Source organism: Streptomyces longhuiensis (assembly GCF_020616555.1).
GTDB classification, from domain to species: Bacteria; Actinomycetota; Actinomycetes; order Streptomycetales; family Streptomycetaceae; genus Streptomyces; species Streptomyces longhuiensis.
Genome location: NZ_CP085173.1, coordinates 3,228,498 through 3,247,628, shown reverse-complemented (window position 1 = coordinate 3,247,628; position 19,131 = coordinate 3,228,498). Strand labels below are relative to the sequence as shown.

Annotated in this window: 17 protein-coding genes; 7 read left to right on the top strand and 10 right to left on the bottom strand. The window is 71.7% G+C overall.

What is annotated here, in order from left to right:
- Positions 1-5: 5 nt before the first annotated feature.
- Together LGI35_RS15140 and LGI35_RS15135 are read right to left on the bottom strand one after the other, a co-directional pair.
- Positions 6-623 carry a DUF305 domain-containing protein gene (locus LGI35_RS15140; protein WP_227294365.1) on the bottom strand — a complete coding sequence of 206 codons (618 nt, stop codon included), beginning with the start codon at positions 621-623 and terminating at the stop codon, positions 6-8.
- The gene (locus tag LGI35_RS15135) at positions 620-1,282 is read right to left on the bottom strand and encodes a DUF3105 domain-containing protein (protein WP_227294364.1); all 663 of its coding nucleotides are present in this window, start codon (positions 1,280-1,282) and stop codon (positions 620-622) included. Before LGI35_RS15135 ends, LGI35_RS15140 begins: the two co-directional genes overlap by 4 nt.
- Before the next feature lie 320 nt (positions 1,283-1,602).
- Between LGI35_RS15135 and LGI35_RS15130 the strand changes: the two genes are divergently transcribed.
- The 4 genes from LGI35_RS15130 (at position 1,603) to LGI35_RS15115 (ending at position 5,415) form a co-directional block, all read left to right on the top strand.
- Positions 1,603-2,964, top strand: a complete 1,362-nt coding sequence (locus LGI35_RS15130) for a glutamine synthetase family protein (protein ID WP_116503685.1) — start codon at positions 1,603-1,605, stop codon at positions 2,962-2,964.
- A 541-nt stretch (positions 2,965-3,505) separates the two neighbouring features.
- Positions 3,506-4,600 (top strand): YncE family protein, encoded by a 1,095-nt coding sequence (locus tag LGI35_RS15125; protein ID WP_227294363.1) that lies wholly within the window; start codon positions 3,506-3,508, stop codon positions 4,598-4,600.
- A gap of 309 nt (positions 4,601-4,909) precedes the next feature.
- Positions 4,910-5,158 (top strand): hypothetical protein, encoded by a 249-nt coding sequence (locus tag LGI35_RS15120; protein WP_227294362.1) that lies wholly within the window; start codon positions 4,910-4,912, stop codon positions 5,156-5,158.
- 65 nt (positions 5,159-5,223) lie between these two features.
- Positions 5,224-5,415, top strand: a complete 192-nt coding sequence (locus tag LGI35_RS15115) for a hypothetical protein (RefSeq protein WP_100592578.1) — start codon at positions 5,224-5,226, stop codon at positions 5,413-5,415.
- Between the two features lie 5 nt (positions 5,416-5,420).
- Here LGI35_RS15115 and LGI35_RS15110 read toward each other — a convergent pair whose 3' ends face one another.
- From LGI35_RS15110 to LGI35_RS15090, 5 genes are all read right to left on the bottom strand, one after another.
- Complete coding sequence (locus LGI35_RS15110) at positions 5,421-5,855, bottom strand: VOC family protein (RefSeq protein ID WP_227294361.1); 435 nt, start codon at positions 5,853-5,855, stop codon at positions 5,421-5,423.
- Positions 5,856-5,920: 65 nt separating this feature from the next.
- Complete coding sequence (locus LGI35_RS15105) at positions 5,921-6,952, bottom strand: TolB family protein (protein ID WP_227294360.1); 1,032 nt, start codon at positions 6,950-6,952, stop codon at positions 5,921-5,923.
- On the bottom strand, positions 6,949-8,277 hold the full coding sequence (locus LGI35_RS15100; RefSeq protein ID WP_227294359.1) for an MFS transporter: 1,329 nt from the start codon (positions 8,275-8,277) through the stop codon (positions 6,949-6,951). The genes LGI35_RS15105 and LGI35_RS15100 overlap by 4 nt, the downstream gene beginning before the upstream one ends.
- A 1-nt stretch (position 8,278) precedes the next feature.
- Complete coding sequence (locus LGI35_RS15095; protein WP_227294358.1) at positions 8,279-9,166, bottom strand: alkaline phosphatase family protein; 888 nt, start codon at positions 9,164-9,166, stop codon at positions 8,279-8,281.
- A 100-nt stretch (positions 9,167-9,266) separates the two neighbouring features.
- Positions 9,267-9,698, bottom strand: a complete 432-nt coding sequence (locus LGI35_RS15090) for a VOC family protein (protein WP_227294357.1) — start codon at positions 9,696-9,698, stop codon at positions 9,267-9,269.
- Positions 9,699-9,953: 255 nt separating this feature from the next.
- Here LGI35_RS15090 and LGI35_RS15085 point away from each other — a divergent pair, with 255 nt between their 5' ends.
- Entirely contained in the window at positions 9,954-12,947 is a 2,994-nt protein-coding gene (locus tag LGI35_RS15085) for a bifunctional [glutamine synthetase] adenylyltransferase/[glutamine synthetase]-adenylyl-L-tyrosine phosphorylase (RefSeq protein ID WP_227294356.1), read from the top strand.
- A gap of 10 nt (positions 12,948-12,957) precedes the next feature.
- Here the strand turns inward: LGI35_RS15085 and LGI35_RS15080 are convergent, their stop codons facing one another.
- Positions 12,958-13,566: a TetR/AcrR family transcriptional regulator C-terminal domain-containing protein gene (locus tag LGI35_RS15080; protein ID WP_227294355.1), complete on the bottom strand. Its 609-nt coding sequence runs from the start codon at positions 13,564-13,566 to the stop codon at positions 12,958-12,960.
- 147 nt (positions 13,567-13,713) lie between these two features.
- Here LGI35_RS15080 and LGI35_RS15075 point away from each other — a divergent pair, with 147 nt between their 5' ends.
- On the top strand, positions 13,714-15,183 hold the full coding sequence (locus tag LGI35_RS15075; RefSeq protein WP_227294354.1) for an APC family permease: 1,470 nt from the start codon (positions 13,714-13,716) through the stop codon (positions 15,181-15,183).
- 55 nt (positions 15,184-15,238) lie between these two features.
- Positions 15,239-16,816 (top strand): amidohydrolase, encoded by a 1,578-nt coding sequence (locus tag LGI35_RS15070; protein WP_227294353.1) that lies wholly within the window; start codon positions 15,239-15,241, stop codon positions 16,814-16,816.
- Here LGI35_RS15070 and LGI35_RS15065 read toward each other — a convergent pair.
- Together LGI35_RS15065 and LGI35_RS15060 are read right to left on the bottom strand one after the other, a co-directional pair.
- Complete coding sequence (locus LGI35_RS15065; RefSeq protein ID WP_227294352.1) at positions 16,797-17,660, bottom strand: phosphatase PAP2 family protein; 864 nt, start codon at positions 17,658-17,660, stop codon at positions 16,797-16,799. The genes LGI35_RS15070 and LGI35_RS15065 overlap by 20 nt on opposite strands.
- Positions 17,661-17,750: 90 nt before the next feature.
- Positions 17,751-18,791: a LacI family DNA-binding transcriptional regulator gene (locus LGI35_RS15060; RefSeq protein WP_264484673.1), complete on the bottom strand. Its 1,041-nt coding sequence runs from the start codon at positions 18,789-18,791 to the stop codon at positions 17,751-17,753.
- Positions 18,792-19,131 lie beyond the last annotated feature (340 nt).

Below are 19,131 nucleotides of genomic sequence, written 5' to 3'. Positions count from 1 at the left end.
CCTGCCTACGACCGGTCCTTCAACATCCCCGCCATCAGGTCGATTTCAGACTTCTGCGAGGCGACCATGCCCGCCGCGAGCCGCTTCTCCACCCCGACCTTGCAGCGCTCGACGCACCCCTCGGCCATATGGACGCCGCCCTTGTGGTGCGCGGTCATCAGCTGGAGGTACAGCACCTCGGCCCGCTTGCCGTTCGCCTTGCGGAGCTCGTCGAGCTGTGTGTTCGTGGCCATGCCCGGCATCAGCGCGCCGTCCTGTCCCGGCGGCATGTCACCCATGCCCATCCAGGACATCGGCGGCTTCGCGGACACCTTCGGCAGCCCCCACAGGTCGAGCCAGCCGAGCAGCATGCCCCGCTGGTTGGCCTGCGTCTGCGCGATGTCGTAGGCGAGGCGGCGCACCTCCTCGTCATCCGTGCTGTCACGCACGATGTACGACATCTCGACGGCCTGCTGGTGGTGGACCGCCATGTCCCGCGCGAACCCGGCGTCGGCGGACTCGGCGCCCGGCACCCGAACGGCCGACGAACCGCCGCCGTCCCCGTCGGCGACCGCGTACGTGACCGCCCCGGCCGCGACGAGCACCGCCGCCACGGCCGGCGCGATCCAGGCCGCGCGCCTCACTGGGACAGGCCGTTGGTGCAGGCGGCACCCGGCTCGGGGGTCTGCTTGCCCTGGACGAACGTCGAGAAGAACGAGGCCACGTCCGGGTCGGTGGCGCTCTTCACGGTCCGCTGGTGACCCCAGGCGCTCAACATGATCGGGTCCTTCTGGTCCTGGTCCGGGCTCATCAGCGAGTACGGCGTCTGGCGGACCTTCGCCGCGAGCTTCTGCACGTCGCCCGGGTCGGCCTTGTCCGTGTACGTCACCCAGACCGCGCCGTGCTCCAGGGCGTGCACCGCGTTCTCGTTCGGGATCGGCTTCTTGTAGACGTCGCCGTTGCAGTTCATCCAGACCTGGTTGTGGTCCCCGCCCACCGGCGGCGTCATCGGGTACGTCACCTTCTTCGCGACGTGGTTGCGGGCAAGCTTCCCCGTCCAGGTCTTCACGCCGTCCGAGCCGGTCTTGAACGACCCGGCCCCCGACTTCGCGTCCGTCCCGCCCTTGGAGTCGTCACCCTTCATGAGGGCCCACGCCCCGAATCCGGCGAGGCACACGACGACGACGGCGCTCACCACGATCACGAGGACACGGCGCAGGCGCTCGCGGGAGCGCTCGGCGCGGCGCATCTCCTCTATCCGGGCCTTGCGCGACGCGGTGCCGGTGTTCTTGGCGGAACCCATGGTGAGTCCTTCTGGGAAAGGGACGGGACGGCTGAACGGGTCCGCTGATCGTAGTGGGGAGTACGGGGCTGTTGCCATGCCGTGTAGCCGGTGCTCCGGGCGGCAGGGACTATGGGACGAGGGGCCCCAGCAGGCACTATGGGCACGGAGTCGTATACATCTGCCGTTCGCACGATGTTCGGTCCCGGGTCGGCCAGTCGATCAAGGTCGGCAACGCGCATGAAACGGTGATGTGGTGGGATGCTCAGGAGCCTGCCGACGGTGTCCCGCAGGGCGCGGACGCAGGCGGCCTGACCAGCAAGGATGGGTGGAAGCGGAAGATGGACAAGCAGCAGGAATTCGTGCTCCGGACGCTCGAGGAGCGGGATATCCGGTTCGTCCGCCTGTGGTTCACGGATGTCCTCGGCTTCCTGAAGTCGGTGGCCGTGGCCCCGGCGGAACTGGAGCAGGCCTTCGACGAGGGCATCGGCTTCGACGGCTCCGCGATCGAGGGCTTCGCCCGTGTGTACGAGTCCGACATGATCGCCAAGCCTGATCCGTCGACGTTCCAGGTGCTGCCCTGGCGTGCCGAGGCCCCCGGCACCGCGCGGATGTTCTGCGACATCCTGATGCCCGACGGCTCCCCGTCGTTCGCGGACCCGCGCTATGTGCTGAAGCGGGCCCTGGCCAAGACCTCGGACCTGGGCTTCACCTTCTACACGCACCCCGAGATCGAGTTCTTCCTCCTCAAGGACAAGCCGCTCGACGGCTCACGTCCCACCCCGGCCGACAACTCCGGCTACTTCGACCACACCCCGCAGAACGTCGGCATGGACTTCCGCCGCCAGGCGATCACCATGCTCGAATCCATGGGCATCTCGGTCGAGTTCAGCCACCACGAGGGCGCCCCCGGCCAGCAGGAGATCGACCTGCGGTACGCGGACGCGCTCTCCACGGCCGACAACATCATGACGTTCCGTCTGGTCATGAAGCAGGTGGCGCTGGAGCAGGGCGTGCAGGCGACCTTCATGCCGAAGCCGTTCTCCGACCACCCCGGCTCCGGCATGCACACGCACCTCTCCCTCTTCGAGGGCGACCGCAACGCGTTCTACGAGTCCGGTTCCGAGTACCAGCTGTCCAAGGTCGGCCGCTCCTTCATCGCCGGCCTGCTCAAGCACGCCGCCGAGATCTCCGCCGTCACCAACCAGTGGGTCAACTCGTACAAGCGCATTTGGGGCGGCGGCGGCCGCACGGCCGGCGCCGGCGGCGAGGCCCCCTCGTACATCTGCTGGGGCCACAACAACCGCTCGGCCCTGATCCGCGTCCCGATGTACAAGCCCGGCAAGACGGGCTCCGCGCGCGTCGAGGTCCGCTCCATCGACTCGGGCGCGAACCCGTACCTGACGTACGCCGTGCTGCTCGCCGCCGGACTGAAGGGCATCGAGGAGGGCTACGAGCTCCCGCCGGGCGCCGACGACGACGTGTGGGCCCTGTCCGACGCCGAGCGCCGCGCCATGGGCATCGAGCCGCTGCCGCAGAACCTCGGCGAGGCCATCGCCCTCATGGAGCGCAGTGAACTCGTCGCCGAGACGCTGGGCGAGCACGTGTACGACTTCTTCCTGCGCAACAAGAAGCAGGAGTGGGAGGAGTACCGCTCCGAGGTGACCGCGTTCGAGCTGCGGAAGAACCTGCCGGTGCTGTAAGGGCAGGTCAGAGCGGTTTCGCGCCGCGTCGAGCCTCTGGGGCCGTCGGTCTGTGACCGGCGGCCCCGTCGCGTGAGCCGGCGGTTGGGCCGTCTGTGGGCCGTCAGGCGGTTGGGCCGCCTGTGGGCCGTGGGCCGTCGGATCGGGCCCCCGGATCACTCAAGGGGCCGCCTTGTAACGGCCGGCAGCTCGGCCACATCCCCAAGGGTGTCCACATCCGCAAGGGTGTCCCACATCCCGGGCCCGCCAAGGCAGAACACCGCTGGAGCACCTTCGCCCTTCGCCGACCCGGGTCGCCCGGAGCCGGACCCCGTCGTCCGTCAGCACGTCTCGTCCATGCCCATGAGTCCTGCAGAAGCCGGGCAGCAACAGTCCTGAGCTCGTGGGAGCAGCCCCGCAAGCGGTCACGTTCAGCGCAGTCCGGCTGGCAGAGCACGGTGGCGGACCAAAGGATGTGATGTGACGGTCATGGGCGTTCATTGCTGCTCGGCCGGCGCACTCATCGTGACGGCTCCCAAGAGCCGACCGGCCTGGAGGAAGAATGTCCCGAACTCCCCCTGAGCTCCTGTTGGGCGACGTCTTCGCGTCCCAACGCCGTAGCGCACGGCGCCAGTGGCTCGACCGGTCGAGCGTCATCCTGGCGGCACTTTCCATCGCTCTCCTGCCCGCCATGACTCCTCACGCCTCCGCAGCGCCGCAGAAAGACCGGCTCAGTCATCGCCTTTATGTCGTCAACGGCGGCTCGGACACCGTGTCGGTGATCGACACCAAGACCAACAAGGTCGTCGGTCGCCCGATCCACGTCGGCAAGGGCCCCGCCGGGGTGGCCGTCGACAGGGTCCGCGGCCGCGCCTACGTGACCAACTCCGGCTCGCACACCGTGTCGGTGATCAACACCAAGACCAACAAGGTCGTCGGGCACCCGATCCACGTCGGCAAACTCCCCGCGGGGGTGGCCGTCGACAGCCTCCGCCGCCGCGCCTATGTGACCAACTCCCTCTCGGACACGGTGTCGGTGATCAACACCCGTACCAACGCGGTCGTGGGCTCCCCGATCCACGTCGGCGACTTCCCGTACGCGGTGGCCATCGACAGCGTCCGTGGCTGCGCCTACGTGGTCAACGCCCACTCGTACGCCGTGTCGGTGATCGACACCAAGACCAACAAGGTCGTCGGGCACCCGATCCCCGTCGGCAACCTCCCCCTCGGGGTGGCCGTCGACAGCCTCCGCGGCCGCGCCTACGTGACCAACGGCATCTCCAAGACCGTGTCGGTGATCGACACCAACACCGACGCGGTTGTGGGCTCCCCGATCCTCGTCCGCGGACTCCCCGCCGGGGTGGCCGTCGACAGCCTCCGCGGCCGCGCCTACGTGACCAACTCCGACTCGGACAGCGTGTCGGTGATCGACACCGACACCAACGAGGTCGTCGGCTCCCCGATCCCCGTCGGCGACGGTCCCGCCTGGGTGGCCACGGACGCCCCGAGCGGTCGCGCCTATGTGGCCAACTCCGGCTCGGGCACCGTGTCGGTGATCGACACCTGGACCAACCCGGTCGTGGGCTCCCCGATCCGCGTCGGCAACGCCCGCGCCGGGGCGGCATTGGGGAAGGCGCTCCGGCCCCCGAATCACTGACCCTTCAAGGTCGGAGCCGCGACACCCGCTTCAGGAGGTCGGTCAAGGCGCAGCTCGGCCGTAGGACTGCGTCGACGCCTCTTACGGTTCTGGGCGCAGTGCCGCCGGGATCGACGCGTGTGAAGGCGCGTGCTCATCCAAGCGGTAGCGCACCGGCGTAGCTGGGGGTGGCCCGGCGAGCTGTGGAAGAACCTGCCGGTGCTGTAAGGCGCTTGGGTCCAGTCGGAGGGGCGGGGCGCGTCCCGCGTCCCGCCCCTCCGGCGTCGTGCCGGTCGCTACCGTGGTCGGGGAGCGAGAAGGGAGCGCATCATGGCCGAGCCGCTCAAGACCCTCGTCGACGGGGTCGAGGTCGAGGTGCCCAACAGCATCCCCGCCATCCGCGACGCCCTGCCGGAGCACCGGCGCGACGAGTTCGACCGGGAGATCAACGCGGCCGGGGTGCACGAGATCCACGCCGTGATGCGGCACTGGATGCTGGAGGCGGTGCCCGACCCGGCCGCCGACGCCATCATGGAACGGCTCGCCCGTGAGGAAGCGGAGAGGGCCGGAGCCGCGTGAGCCATCGTCATCGCCGTCGCCACCGCATCTCGTACGCGCCGCCCGCCGACGACGCCCTCGCGAAGATGGCGGGACCCGTGCCGTTCAGGGCGGAGCTGGAACGCACCCTCGGCGTCGACCCGTACGGGCACGGATCCCTCCCCATCGGCCGGTGGGCGGACCGCAGGGAGGCGACCGTGCGTGGCGTCATCGTCCGGTACTACGTCTCCGGGTCGATCCTGGTCGTGACGGTGGTGCGGCTGATCCCGGAGCCGTGAGCGGGTCAGTCCTGGTGCTGTTCGCGCAGCACCTCGTGCAGCGGCTGCGTGGCGCGCCTGCGGTACTCCTGGATCGCCCAGCCGTTGCCGTCCGGGTCGGTGAAGTACATGAACGTGCCGCCGTCGTCCGGGGCGTACTGCCGGGGCTCCGACACGTCGAGGCCGCGCGCCGTCAGCTCCGCGTGGGCCGCCTTGATGTCCGCGACCACGAGCTGCAGGCCGTGGTACGTGCCCGGCTGCGGGGTGCCCGTGGGGTTCGGGACGCCCTCGGCGAGCGTCACCGAACAGCCGGAGCCGGGCGGGGTGAGCTGGACGATCCGGACGCCCGGCATCACCTCGCGGTCCACGTCGACGGCGAATCCGACCTTGTTCGTGTAGAAGTCCTTCGCCCGGTCCAGGTCCGAGACGGGCAGCTGAATCACTTCCAGGGTCATGTCCATCGCCCAAGCCTTGCGGGTCGTGGGCCCCTCTGCCACCGGTATGCGCGGCTCCGGATCGCGGCCCGTCACAGGTACGCCGGTGACACCGCGGCCTTCGTGAGGCGGTGCGGGGCGCCCGTGCCGTCTGCCGGGACGGTGTAGAGGTCCGCGCCGTAGTCGCCCGGCAGCGCGTACGTGAGCGTGTGCGCGTCGCTCCAGACCGCCTGGTCGTCGACGCTGCGCGTCTCCGCCAGCGGCGTCTCGTGGAGCGTGCGCAGGTCGAGTACGTACAGCCGCCAAGGGGCGTCCGCCGAAAGGCCCTTCACACGCTTCTTGTACGCGATGCGGGTGCCGTCGGGGGAGAGGGAGGGGCACTCGACGTTCTCGTGGACGGTGGTCAGCGTGCGGGTGCGCAGATCGCCCCGTACGAGGTAGGTCTTCCCGTGCGTCGCGAGCGTCGCGTAGAAGTGGCGGTCGTCCGCCGCGAACGTGATGCCCCAGAAGTTGATGTCCGCCGCGCGGTAGGTCCGGCCGTCCTTGACGACCCGGAAGCCCTCGAGCGTCGGCGTGAGGTGGCCCGTGCGGGTGTCCACGATCGCCGCCCGCGTCGAGAAGTCCGTGCCCGCGTAACTGTCGCCGCCCACGAACACCGTCCACGCCACGTACCGCCCGCTCGGCGACACGCGGGCGCGGGACGGGATGCCCGGCAGCGCGTAGTGGGCCTTCTCCCTGAGCCGCGAGTCCAGGACGCGCGCCGTGTACGTGTCCTGCATCGCGCCCCGCTCGGCCCGCAGGCAGACGGCCGTGCCCGAAGCGGCGTAGAAACGCAGGCACTTGACGCCCGACGCCGTGCGGGGCGCGTCCGGCCGGCCCGCCGGGACCGTGGTGAGCTCGTCCCGGTGGGGGCCCCACGCCATGTTGCGGAAGACGAGGTGGCGGGGGACGTCGGAGACCCCGGCCGGCAGGGTCACCCGGCCCGCCGTGACCATCGGGCCGCCCGCGTGCGCCTCGTTCCTGCGGTCGGCGCGCGCCGCCGCGTGCAGGACCGAGGCGGTCGCGACGGCCGCCAGGGCGACGACCGCGGCGACGAGGACGAGCAGCCTGTTACGTGTCGTCATGCGGGTACTACCTCCGCGGGGGTGGGGGCTGTGGGCCGGAACGCGTACGCCACCGCCGCGCCCGCCGCCAGCGCGACCGTGGCCGCGCCCAGAGCCGTGCGGTCGCCCCACGCCGTCCAGGCGGCGCCGAAGCCGATCGAGCAGACGAAGCGCGCCAGCGCCTGGCCGGTCTGGACGACGGCGAGTCCCGACGAGCGCAGCTCCTGGGGGATGGCGGTGGAGGCCGCCGCCATCAGGACGCCGTCCGTCGCCGCGTAGAAACAGCCGTGCAGCGCCAGGACCGCGTACGGCAGGGCGGAGCCGTGCCACGACGAGAGCAGCAGGCCGTACGCGGTGAGGAGCGCGGCGTGGCCGGCGAGGAACACGCGCCAGCTGCCGAGGCGGTCCGCGACCCGGCCCAGGGGCGCGGCCAGGAGCAGGAACGCGGCCGCCGTGCCCAGGGGGAGCAGCGCGAACCACTGGTCGGGGACGCCGAGGCGGCGCTGGAGGAGCAGGTAGACGAAGGAGTCGCTGACCGTGGCGAGGCCGAGGAGCAGGGCGCAGACCGTGGTGCGGCGCACTTCGCGGCGGCGCAGGAGAGCGAGCGCGGACCGGAAGGTGGGGCGCGGGGGTGCCTGGCGGCTGTCCTTGGTGGTCTCCTGGGCGGGTGCGGGGCGGCTGTCCTCTGCGGTCACCTGCTCGGCCTCGTGCCGGTGGGGGACGAAGAGCAGCAGGACCAGTACGCCCAATGCCGCGACGCAGAAGCTGACGGTGAAGACCGCGTCGTAGCCGTCCGTCGTCGCGCGCAGGATCAGGAAGGCCGCGAGGGGGCCGAGGAGGGCGCCCGTCGTGTCCATCGCCCGGTGCACGCCGAAGGCCCTGCCGCGGGTGGCCGGGGTGCTGTTCAGCGAGATCAGGGCGTCCCGCGGAGCTGTGCGCAGGCCCTTCCCGGTGCGGTCGGCCGCCAGGACCATGCCGATCGTGGGGAGCGTGGCGGCCAGCAGGAGCAGGGGCTTGCACAGCGCCGAGAGCCCGTAGCCGAACAGGGCGACGGTCTTGTGGCGGCCGCCTCCCCGGTCCGCGAAGTGGCCGCCGACCAGGCGCACCAGCGCCGAGAAGCCGTTGTAGACGCCGTCCAGGAGGCCGAAGCCGAGGGGTGAGAGGCCGAGTCCCGCGACGAGGTAGAGCGGCAGGACGGCCGTGACCATCTCGGACGAGACGTCGGTGATCAGGCTGACCGAGCCGAGGGCCAGGACCGTGGGGGCGATCGCGGTGCCGCGCCGCCCGGCCGGTGGCCGGGCGGCGGGTTCCGCGGACGCCGCGGCGCGGCTGTCCGCTACGTACATGTCAGGACGCCCAGATGCCCGTGATGTCCTTGCCCGACGCCGCGTTGCCCGCGTGCGGGAGGCCGTGCATGTCCTCGATCGTGCGCAGGACGTCGTAGTGGTTGTAGGTGGTCGCCGAGGTGGCGCCCGGGGTGACCTGCTGGCCGTAGAGGACCGTCGGGATCTTGTTGCCGGCCAGGCGGTTGTCCTCGTCGAAGGTGACGACGAGGAGGCTGTTGTGCGTCTTCGCCCAGGTCGCGTAGGCGGAGAGGTTGTTCTTCAGCCAGGTGTCACCGGTCGACACCGAGCAGTCGTGCATGTCGCTGCACAGGTCGGGGACCACGAAGGAGACCTGGGGGAGCGTCGAGTAGTCCGAGGGGAACTGCGCGAACGTCTTCGCCGTGGAGGTGGGGACGTTGCTGAACCCGAACCACGGGTTGTGCTTGCGGGCGTAGTCGCCGGACGAGCAGGTGGTCGAACCCTGGCTCGGCAGGCCCTCGTTGTAGCTGCCCCAGGTCTTGCCGGCGGCGATCAGCTCGGAGGCCAGGTTGGGCTGGGAGGAGAAGCCCGGCGTGTAGCAGCTGTCGTCCGTGATGCCCTGGGTGGCGCCCGAGAACAGCGCGAAGTAGTTCGGCTGGCTCGGGTGCGTCAGCGCGTACGAGGCCGAGAGGCTGGCGCCGTTCGTCTTGAGGCTGTTGATGTACGGGGCGCTGGAGGAGCCGATCACCTGGTTGTAGGCGTGGTTCTCGAAGACCACGACCACGGTGTGGTCCGGGGTGGGGACGCCCGCCGCGGCCTGAGCGGACGAGCCGCCCACGCCGGACCAGAGCGCGACCGCCGCGGCGGTCAGGGCGAAGGCCGACGCGAGCGCCGCGGTGCGGCCGCGTCGGAACAGTGATCTGCCTGGCACGTGAGACCTCCGGTGGGGGGAGAGACGGCGGCGGTGCGGCTAGAGCATGCACACGCCAAGATGCCCCTGTCCCACGCACATGTGAAGGGCGGGTGAACCCTCAGCGCTCCGAGAGCGGGGCGGGCGCCTGCTGCACCGTCCAGCCGTTGCCGTCCGGGTCGGCGAAGAACATGAACGAGTTCCAGACGTCGCCGGGCCCGTCCTCCCAGCCCTTGGCCCCCACGTGCTGCACCGGGCTCACGTCCACGCCCCGCTCCAGCAGCTCGGCCCGCGCCGCGCGGATGTCCGTCACGCACATCTGGATGCCGGTCAGCGACCCCGGCCGCATCGCCTGCTGCCCCGGCGCGCCCGGCAGGCCCTCCTCCAGGGCGATCGAACAGCGCGACCCCGGCGGCGTCAGCTGCACGATGCGGACTCCCTCCGTGACGACCTGGTCCACGTCGACCTTGAAGCCGAGTCTGTTCGCGTAGAAGTCCTTCGCCCGGTCGACGTCCGAGACGGGCACGACGACCACTTCGAGGGTCCAGTCCATTGGGTGCTCCCTTTCCGGCTGCGGTTCTCGACTGCGTTCTCGGGCGTGAGTGTGTGCCGCCCGCGCGAAGCGCCGACGCCCGTCCGGCCGTACCGTGTACCGGCCGTCCACGTGGGCCTGCGGTTCCGCGTTCGTCATGATCCGCCTCCCGCTCTCCCGATGCTCCCGTCAAAGGGCAGACCCCGCACGCGGGCGGAACTCACCGGCGAAGCCTTAGGCTCTGGACCAGTGCGTGATCGAACAGGAGGCCGTGCGATGTCGGTGCCGCAAGGGCGCAGGAGCAGTACGTTCACGCGGCTGCTGCGGCACGGTTTCACGGATCCCTCCGCCGCCGAGCGGCTCCTCGACGTGCCGGACCTGTCCGCCGTGCGCTCCGACCCGCTGCTCCTCGACGCCCTCGGCGCCACCGCCGACCCCGATCTGGCCCTCCTCGGGCTCGTCCGGCTCGTCGAGGCGCAGGCCGGTGACCCCGAGCGCCGGGAGCTCCTCGACACGCTCATCACGGCCAAGCCCCTGCGCGACCGGCTCCTCGGTGTCCTCGGCGCGTCCGAGGCGCTCGCCGACCATCTGGCCCGCCATCCGCTGGACTGGCAGGCCCTCGTCACCTACGAGCCGTCCGACCTGCACCCCGGTGTGGAGGAGTTCGAGCGGGGGCTCGCGGACGCCGTCGACCCGAACTCCCTGCGGGTCGCCTACCGGCGCTGCCTCCTGTCGATCGCCGCCCGTGACGTGTGCGGGACGACCGACATCGCCCAGACCGCCGCCGAACTCGCCGACCTGGCCACGGCCACCCTGCGCGCGGCCCTCGCCATGGCGCAGGCGGACGCGCCCGGGGACGCCGCGCTGTGCCGGCTCGTGGTCATCGCGATGGGCAAGTGCGGCGGCCACGAACTCAACTACGTCTCCGACGTGGACGTCATCTTCGTCGGCGAGGCCGTCGACGGCGCCGACGAGGGCAAGGCGATCCAGGCCGCGACCCGGCTCGCCTCGCACATGATGCGGATCTGCTCCGACACGACCGTCGAGGGCACGATCTGGCCCGTCGACGCCAACCTGCGCCCCGAGGGGCGCAACGGCCCCCTCGTGCGGACGCTCTCCTCGCATCTCGCCTACTACCAGCGGTGGGCCAAGACCTGGGAGTTCCAGGCGCTGCTCAAGGCGCGGCCCGTCGCCGGTGACCTCGAACTCGGCGACGCGTACGTCAGGACGCTCTCGCCCCTCGTCTGGCAGGCCGCCGAGCGCGAGAACTTCGTGCCCGACGTGCAGAAGATGCGCAAGCGCGTCGTCGAGAACATCCCCGCCGGTGAGGTCGACCGGGAGCTGAAGCTGGGGCCCGGCGGGCTGCGGGACGTCGAATTCGCCGTACAGCTCCTGCAGTTGGTGCACGGCAGGGCCGACCTCTCGCTGCGCAGCGGCACCACCCTGGACGCGCTGGCCGCCCTCGCCGACGGCGGGTACGTGGGGCGGGTCGACGCCGTCCAGCTCGACGACGCCTACCGCTTCCTGCGCACCCTCGAACACCGCATCCAGCTCTACAGGTTGAGGCGTACCCACCTCGTCCCCGAGGGTGACGCGGACCTGCGGCGCACCGGGCGCTCCATGGGCATGCGGACCGAGCCGATCACCGAACTCCACCGGGCCTGGCGCCGTCACACCTCGGTCGTGCGGCGCCTGCACGAGAAGCTCTTCTACCGGCCGCTGCTCGACGCCGTGGCCCAACTCGCCTCCGGCGAGACCAGGTTGAGCACCGAGGCGGCACGCGAACGGCTCGTCGCCCTCGGCTACCACGACCCCACTGCCGCGCTGAGGCACCTGGAGGCGCTGGCGTCCGGCGTGACCCGCAAGGCGGCGATCCAGCGGACGCTGCTCCCGGTGCTCCTCGGCTGGTTCGCCGACTCCGCCGACCCGGACGCCGGCCTGCTCAACTTCCGCAAGGTGTCCGACGCGCTGGGCAAGACGCCCTGGTACCTGCGGCTGCTGCGGGACGAGGGCGCGGCCGCCGAGAACCTCGCGCGCGTGCTCTCGGCCGGCCGGCTCGCGCCCGACCTGCTGATGCGCGCGCCCGAGGCCGTCGCCCTGCTCGGCGACCAGCGGGGCCTCGAACCGCGCGGGCACGCCCAGTTGGAGCAGGAGGTGCTCGCCGCGGTCGGGCGCGCGGACGGCGCCGAGCAGGCCGTCGCCGCGGCCCGCGGCGTGCGGCGGCGTGAGCTGTTCCGTACGTCGGCCGCCGACATCATCGCCTCGTACGGCACCGAGGACACGCCCGCCGAGGCCGACCAGGGCGCCCTGGTGGACCGGGTCGGCGGCGCGGTCTCCGACATCACGGCCGCGACCCTCGCCGGGACGCTGCGCGCCGTCGTGCGCGAGGGGTGGGGGGACGAGCTGCCCACCCGGTTCACCGTCATCGCCATGGGGCGGTTCGGCGGACACGAGCTCGGCTACGGGTCGGACGCCGACGTGCTGTTCGTGCACGAGCCGCGCGAGGGCGTCGACGACCAGGAGGCGGCGAAGGCCGCGAACCGCGTCGTGTCCGAGATGCGGCGGCTGCTCGCCCTGCCGAGCGCGGATCCGCCGCTCCTCATCGACGCGGACCTGCGGCCCGAGGGCAAGACGGGGCCGGTCGTGCGCACCCTCAAGTCCTACGAGGCGTACTACCGGCGGTGGTCCCTGGTGTGGGAGTCGCAGGCGCTCCTGCGGGCCGAACCGGTCGCGGGCGACCTGGACCTGGGGCGGCGCTTCATCGACCTCATCGACCCGCTGCGGTTCCCGGCCGAGGGGCTCGGCGAGGACGCCGTGCGCGAGATCCGGCGGCTCAAGGCGCGCATGGAGTCCGAGCGGCTGCCGCGCGGCGCGGACCCGACGCTGCACACGAAGCTGGGCCGCGGCGGGCTCTCCGACGTCGAGTGGACGGTCCAGCTCCTCCAGCTCCAGCACGGGTGGGCGGAGCCAGGGCTGCGCACGACCCGCACCCGGGAGGCGCTCGCCGCGGCGTGCGCGGCGGAGCTGATCCCGGGCGAGGAGGCGGCGATCCTCGACGAGGCGTGGGTCCTCGCGTCCCGCGTGCGCGGTGCGGTGATGCTGGTGCGCGGCCGTCCGGGCGACACGTTCCCGTCCGACGGGCGTGAGCTCGCGGCGGTGGGACGGTACTTGGGCTACGACCCCGGCCACGTCGGCGACATGCTGGAGGACTACCGCCGCACGACGCGCCGGGCGCGCGCGGTGATGGAGGAGCGCTTCTACGGGGCGTAGCCCCCGCGGGTCACCTCCGCAGCGTGGACACGTGGGCGAGGAACCCGGTCAGCGCCAGTTCGAACGCCGCGTCGGCGCGGCCCGTGCCCATCGCGGCCAGGGCCGCCGCCAGGCGCGGCGTCGCCGTCTCGTCGGCCAGCTCCCACATCGCCTCCGGCGCCGCCATGTCCAGGGCGGAGCCGAGTACGACGTTCTCCAGGCCGATGATCACCGGCATCACGTCCGGCAGGGCGAACCCGGCGTCCAGCAGGAGCCCGGCCGCGAGCTCGTACTGGTCGAGGACGCGCTGGGCCCGCACGGGTGACGTCGTGAGCAGCGGGATCGCCTTGGGGTGCGCGGCGAAGGCGGCCCGGTAGGAGCGGGCCCAGTCCGCGAGCGCCTCGGCCCACGGCCGCTCGTCGCGGGCGAGCGTCGCGGGGTCCATCGCGGCGGAGACCCGCTCGCGCAGCAGCTCCACGATCCCGTCCCGGCCGTCCACATGGTGATACACGGATCCCGTCTGAACCCCGAGCTTCGCGGCGATCCGCGGAACGCTGAAGTCGCCCTTCTCGTCGACGAGTTCGAGTGCGGCCGTGGTGATCCGCTCCCTGTCCAGCAGTGGCTTGCTCGGCCGTCCCATCGTGCGCTCTCCGAATCTGAGGTCTTCCCGAATGCCCAAAGGGAGGCTACATTGCCGAAACCGAAAGCCTTTAGGTTTCGCTTCCCGGCCACCGGGGCGACGCCTCCGGGACCCCCGTCCCCCGCCGCCAGAAGGGCTTCCCTCCCCATGCCCGTAACCTCACCGCAGACACAGGACAGCGCGACCGCGACCGCCGCGGAGCCCACCCTGCGTGCCGGCACCCTCGGCACCGCCGACATCGCCTTCTTCGTCGTCTCCGCCGCCGCCCCGCTCACCGTCATGGCGGGCGTCGCCCCGTTCGCCATCGCGCTCGGCGGCATCGGCGCCCCCGTCGGCTACCTCCTCGCCGGCCTGACGCTCGCCGTCTTCGCCGTCGGCTTCACCACGATGAGCCGCCACGTCCGCAGCGCCGGCGCGTTCTACGCGTACATCACGCGCGGCCTCGGCCGCTCCGTCGGCATCGGTGCCGCCCTGCTCGCCATGGTCGGCTACAACGGCATGGAGATCGGCGTCTACGGCCTGCTCGGCACCGCCACGCAGGACACCCTGCACGCCCTCTTCGGCATCCACATCCCCTGGCTGCCCGTGTCCCTCGCGGGGCTCGCGCTCATCTGGTACGGCGGCTTCCGGTCCATCGACTTCGGGGCCAAACTCCTCGGCGTCCTGCTCTGCGCCGAGACCGGCATCCTCGTCCTGCTCGCGGGCGGCGTGCTCCTCAAGGGCGGCGCGCACGGCCTGTCCGCCGCGTCCTTCGCGCCGGGCAACGTGCTCGTCCCCGGCACCGCCGCCGTACTGGCCTTCGCCTTCGCCGCGTTCACCGGCTTCGAGTCGACCGTCATCTACCGCCGCGAGGCCCGCGACCCCGGCCGCACGGTGCGCCGCGCGACGTACATCGCGGTCGCGTTCCTCGGCCTGTTCTACGCGTTCATCGTCTGGACCGTCATCCAGGCCTTCGGTGACGCCCACGTCGTCCAGGCGGCGGGCAGCGACCCGGCCGGCCTGTTCTTCTCCGCCATCACCACCTTCGTGGGCGGCTGGGCGGCCGACCTGATGCACGTCCTCATCGTGACCAGCGTCCTCGCCTCGCTCCTCGCCTTCCACAACGCGATCAACCGCTACGGGCTCGCGCTCGCGGAGGAGGGCGTCCTGCCGAAGGCGTTCGGCACGGTCCACGCCAAGCACCGCTCCCCGTACCTCGCGGGCGTCGCGCAGACCGTGCTCGGCGCGGCCGTCGTCCTCGCCTTCTGGGCCGCGGGCGCCGACCCGTACGCGCAGCTGCTCCTGTGGGTGAACACCCCCGGCATGATCGGCCTGATGGCGCTCCAGCTGCTCGCCGCGATCGCCGTGCCGTTCTACTTCCGCCGCATCACCCACGAGGAGGGCGTGCTGCGCACGGTCGTCGCGCCGATCGCGGCGACGGTGCTCCTCAGCATCGCCATCGTGCTGGTCTGCACCCACCTCGACCTCTTCACGGGTGCGTCCTCCCTGGTCAACCTGATCCTCATGGCCGTGGCCCCCGCCGTCTTCGTCCTCGGCATCGGCCTCGCCCGGCGCCTGCGCCGCACCAAGCCCGACGTGTACGAGCGCTTCGCGGCGGAACCGTCCGCCGACGCGTAGGCCGCGGAGCCCGCCCCTACGGAACACAGCCCCACCCCGAACGGAGTTCATCCCCATGCCCGCAGCCGACCTCCTCCTCACCGGCGCCCGCGTCCGCACCCTCGACCCCGCGCTCCCCGAGGCGACCGCCGTGGCCGTCCGCGACGGCCTGATCGCCGCCGTGGGCGCCACCGAGGACGTGGTACGCGACTGGAGCGGCCCGGGCACGGAACGCGTCGACCTCACGGGCGCGACCCTCGTGCCCGGCCTGGTGGACGCGCACAGCCACCCGGTGTGGGGCCTGGAGATGGCGACCGGAACGGACCTGTCCGGCGTGCGGAACCTGGACGAGCTGCGGGCGGCCCTGCGCGCGGCCCCCCGTGTCGACGGCTGGGTCGTCGCCTGGGGGCTCGACCACAACGCGTTCGGCGGCCGCGCCGTCGACCGCGCCCTGATCGAGGATGTCCTCGACGGCGCGCCCGCCTTCGTCCGCCTCTACGACGGGCACTCCGCGCTGGCCGACGGGGCCGCGCTCGCGGCGGCCGGGATCACCGGGCCGCGCGCGTTCGTCCAGCGCGCCGAGATCGTGTGCGACGCGGACGGCCGCCCGACCGGGCACCTCGTCGAGCACGCCGCGATGGACCTGATGCTCGCCGTCATGCCGAGGCCCTCGTTCGCCGAGCGCCGCGCCGGGCTGCTCGCCCTGCTGTCCGACATGGCCGCCACGGGCCTGACCGGCGCCCACGTCATGGACCTCGGCCACGGTGACGTGCCGCAGCTGCTCGCCTCGGTCGAGGAGGAGGCCGTGCTGCCGCTGCGGCTGCGGCTCGCGCCCTGGTGCATGCCGGGCGTCGACCAGGCCGGCCTGGACGAGCTGATCGCCCTCCAGCGCGAGGCCGGGCGGCACTGGCGGGTCGGCGGGGTCAAGTTCTTCATGGACGGCACCGTCGAGGGCGGCACCGCGTGGCTGGAGCACGCGGACTGTCACGGCCAGGGCACCGACGCGTTCTGGCCGGACCCGAAGGCGTACGCGGACGCGGTGCGGTACCTGCACGCGGCGGGCGTCGGCACCGCGACCCACGCGATCGGGGACGCGGCCGTCCGGCACGTCCTGGACACCGTCGAGGCCCTGGGCGAGAGCGGCCGGGGCGTGCACCGGATCGAGCACATCGAGACGGTTCCCGACGACACGATCCCGCGGTTCGCCGCGCTGGGTGTCGCCGCGTCGATGCAGCCGCCGCACACCGCGTACACCCGCGGCGACCACGGCGACGAGTGGTCCAAGCGCCTCGGCGCGGACCGGGCCTCGCGCGCCTGGCGCATCAGGGACCTGCGGGACGCGGGCGCCGTGCTCGCGCTGGGCTCGGACTGGCCGATCGCGCACTACGACGTGCGCCGGGTCCTGTCCATGGCCCGGGTCCCCGAGGGCGCCGCCGGGGCCGGGCAGGGGCTCACGGGGCTCATGGCGCTGGAGGGCTGCACGTCACACGCGGCGCTGGCCGCCGGTGAGGACGCCGGACGTATCGCCCCCGGTCTGCGGGCCGACCTCACGGCGTTCGGTGTCGACCCGGTCGAGGCCCCGGCCGACGAGGTGGCAAAGGCGCCGGTCCGGCTGACCGCGGTCGGCGGTCACATCACGTACCGGGGCGCGTGACCCCGGCCGTGGCGGGCGCCGGCATGTGGCGCGGCAGGGTGTAGGGCAGCGCCCCGTACCAGAGCCGCGCCACCGTGAAGCCGAACGCGAGGCACAGCATGCCGCCCACCGCGTCCAGCCAGAAGTGGTTCGCGGTCGAGACGATGACGACCAGGGTCAGTGCCGGGTACAGGAGTCCGAGGATCCGCACCCACGGCGCCGAGGCCAGGGCGAAGATCGTCAGGCCGCACCACAGGGACCAGCCGATGTGCATGGACGGCATCGCCGCGTACTGGTTCGACATGTGTTTCAGGTCGCCGGACGCCATCGAGCCCCACGTGTGGTGGACCGCGACCGTGTCGACGAAGTGGCCGCCGTTCATCAGGCGGGGCGGGGCGAGCGGGAACAGGTAGTAGCCGACGAGGGCGACCGCCGTCGTCGCGAAGAGCGCCGTCCGGGCCGCCGCGTAGCGGCCCGGATGGTATCGGAACAGCCAGACGAGCACACCGAGCGTGACGATGAAGTGCAGTGTCGCGTAGTAGTAGTTCATGCCGACGATGAGCCATGTCACCGAATTCACGGCGTGGTTGACGCTCTGCTCCACGGCGATGGAGAGAAGGTGCTCCATGCGCCAGATCCAGTCGGCGTTCCTCAGAGCCTGCGACCGCTGCTCCGGAACGGCGTTGCGGATCAGGGAGTACGTCCAGTAGCTCACCGCGATCAGCAGGATCTCGAACCAGAGCCTGGGGCGACGCGGTGCGCGTATACGGCCGAGGAGTCCCCGCCCATCGCGGCGGTCATCCGCCATGGGTGATGCGGTGGGCCCCTGTTGGCCTTCCAGTGTCGTCACGGTCGATTCACCCATAGAGACAGAGTCTGCCAGATACCGACCCCCCCGCTCGATCATCCCCCGGGTGGGTCATCCACGCATGCTCTACGTCCTGCGGAGGACCGCCTACCTAGGGGGTGCCTGACGGTCCCCCGGGGCCGAAGCGGTTGAACCGCGGACCACCAGTTCGGGCATGAAGACGAATTCGCTGTGCGGCGCGGGCGTCCCGCCGATCTCCTCGAGGAGCGTGCGGACGGCCGCCTGGCCCATCGCCGGGACCGGCTTGCGCACCGTGGTCAGGGGCGGGTCCGTGAAGGCGATCAGCGGGGAGTCGTCGAAGCCGACCACCGAGACGTCGGACGGGACGTCGAGGCCCCGCTGCCGTGCCGCCCTTATGGCGCCGAGGGCCATCATGTCGCTGGCACACACGATCGCCGTGCAGTCACGGTCGATGAGCGCCGTGGCCGCGGCCTGGCCGCCCTCCAGCGTGTACAGCGAGTGCTGCACCAGATCGCGCTCGATCTCGTCCGGGGACAGGGGGAGGAGGTCCTGCATCGTGCGTACGAACCCCTCGATCTTCCGCTGGACCGGCACGAACCGCTTGGGGCCCAGGGCGAGCCCGATCCGCGTGTGGCCCAGCGAGACGAGGTGGGTGACGGCGAGCTGCATCGCGGCCCGGTCGTCCGGCGAGATGAAAGGTGCCTGCACCTTCGGCGAGAAGCCGTCGACCAGCACGAACGGCACGCCCTGCGCGCGCAGCTGCTCGTAGCGCTGCATGTCCGCCGAGGTGTCGGCGTGCAGCCCGGAGACGAAGATGATGCCGGAGACGCCCCGGTCGACGAGCATCTCCGTGAGCTCGTCCTCGGTGGAGCCGCCGGGGGTCTGTGTGGCGAGGACCGGGGTGTAGCCCTGACGGGTCAGGGCCTGGCCGATGACCTGGGCGAGCGCCGGGAATATGGGGTTCTCCAGCTCCGGCGTGATCAGGCCGACCAGCCCGGCGGAGCGCTGGCGCAGCCGCACGGGCCGCTCGTAGCCGAGGACGTCGAGCGCGGCCAGCACGGACTGGCGGGTGGCAGCGGCCACCCCCGGCTTGCCGTTGAGCACCCGGCTGACCGTCGCCTCGCTGACCCCCGCCTGCGCTGCGATGTCGGCCAGTCGCGCGGTCACGGGATGGGACTGTACCGGTCGCACGTCGGACTGCCCACCGTCAACCGGTCGCCGCGTGCGGGCAGTTGAACGGCCCGCTGCGGACTGCTGCGTCATGGCGCTCCCTCGTGTGACTGGCATGTGGCTCGCGTGGGGCCCATGGGGTTCCGATGATCCCCGCGCCGGCCCGGAGTAGCAAGAGCTTGCAGATTCTTGCACAAGGCATCCGTTGCCTGTCAGGACCGTCAAAGCCCCCGCACGCCCCCGAGCGCAGGTCACGGACCGATAACCGACTGGATCTCCTTGCAATATTTTTCTGCAAGGTCTTTCGCCGTGCTTGCAACGCTGTTACGTTCACGTC

Bases quoted from the DNA above. Each gene is read 5' to 3' on its own strand.
- LGI35_RS15135 (WP_227294364.1), bottom strand. From the start codon at position 1,282: ATGGGTTCCGCCAAGAACACCGGCACCGCGTCGCGCAAGGCCCGGATA.
- LGI35_RS15130 (WP_116503685.1), top strand. From the start codon at position 1,603: ATGGACAAGCAGCAGGAATTCGTGCTCCGGACGCTCGAGGAGCGGGAT.
- LGI35_RS15125 (WP_227294363.1), top strand. From the start codon at position 3,506: ATGTCCCGAACTCCCCCTGAGCTCCTGTTGGGCGACGTCTTCGCGTCC.
- LGI35_RS15120 (WP_227294362.1), top strand. From the start codon at position 4,910: ATGGCCGAGCCGCTCAAGACCCTCGTCGACGGGGTCGAGGTCGAGGTG.
- LGI35_RS15115 (WP_100592578.1), top strand. From the start codon at position 5,224: ATGGCGGGACCCGTGCCGTTCAGGGCGGAGCTGGAACGCACCCTCGGC.
- LGI35_RS15110 (WP_227294361.1), bottom strand. From the start codon at position 5,855: ATGGACATGACCCTGGAAGTGATTCAGCTGCCCGTCTCGGACCTGGAC.
- LGI35_RS15105 (WP_227294360.1), bottom strand. From the start codon at position 6,952: ATGACGACACGTAACAGGCTGCTCGTCCTCGTCGCCGCGGTCGTCGCC.
- LGI35_RS15100 (WP_227294359.1), bottom strand. From the start codon at position 8,277: ATGTACGTAGCGGACAGCCGCGCCGCGGCGTCCGCGGAACCCGCCGCC.
- LGI35_RS15090 (WP_227294357.1), bottom strand. From the start codon at position 9,698: ATGGACTGGACCCTCGAAGTGGTCGTCGTGCCCGTCTCGGACGTCGAC.
- LGI35_RS15085 (WP_227294356.1), top strand. From the start codon at position 9,954: ATGTCGGTGCCGCAAGGGCGCAGGAGCAGTACGTTCACGCGGCTGCTG.
- LGI35_RS15080 (WP_227294355.1), bottom strand. From the start codon at position 13,566: ATGGGACGGCCGAGCAAGCCACTGCTGGACAGGGAGCGGATCACCACG.
- LGI35_RS15075 (WP_227294354.1), top strand. From the start codon at position 13,714: ATGCCCGTAACCTCACCGCAGACACAGGACAGCGCGACCGCGACCGCC.
- LGI35_RS15070 (WP_227294353.1), top strand. From the start codon at position 15,239: ATGCCCGCAGCCGACCTCCTCCTCACCGGCGCCCGCGTCCGCACCCTC.
- LGI35_RS15065 (WP_227294352.1), bottom strand. From the start codon at position 17,660: ATGGGTGAATCGACCGTGACGACACTGGAAGGCCAACAGGGGCCCACC.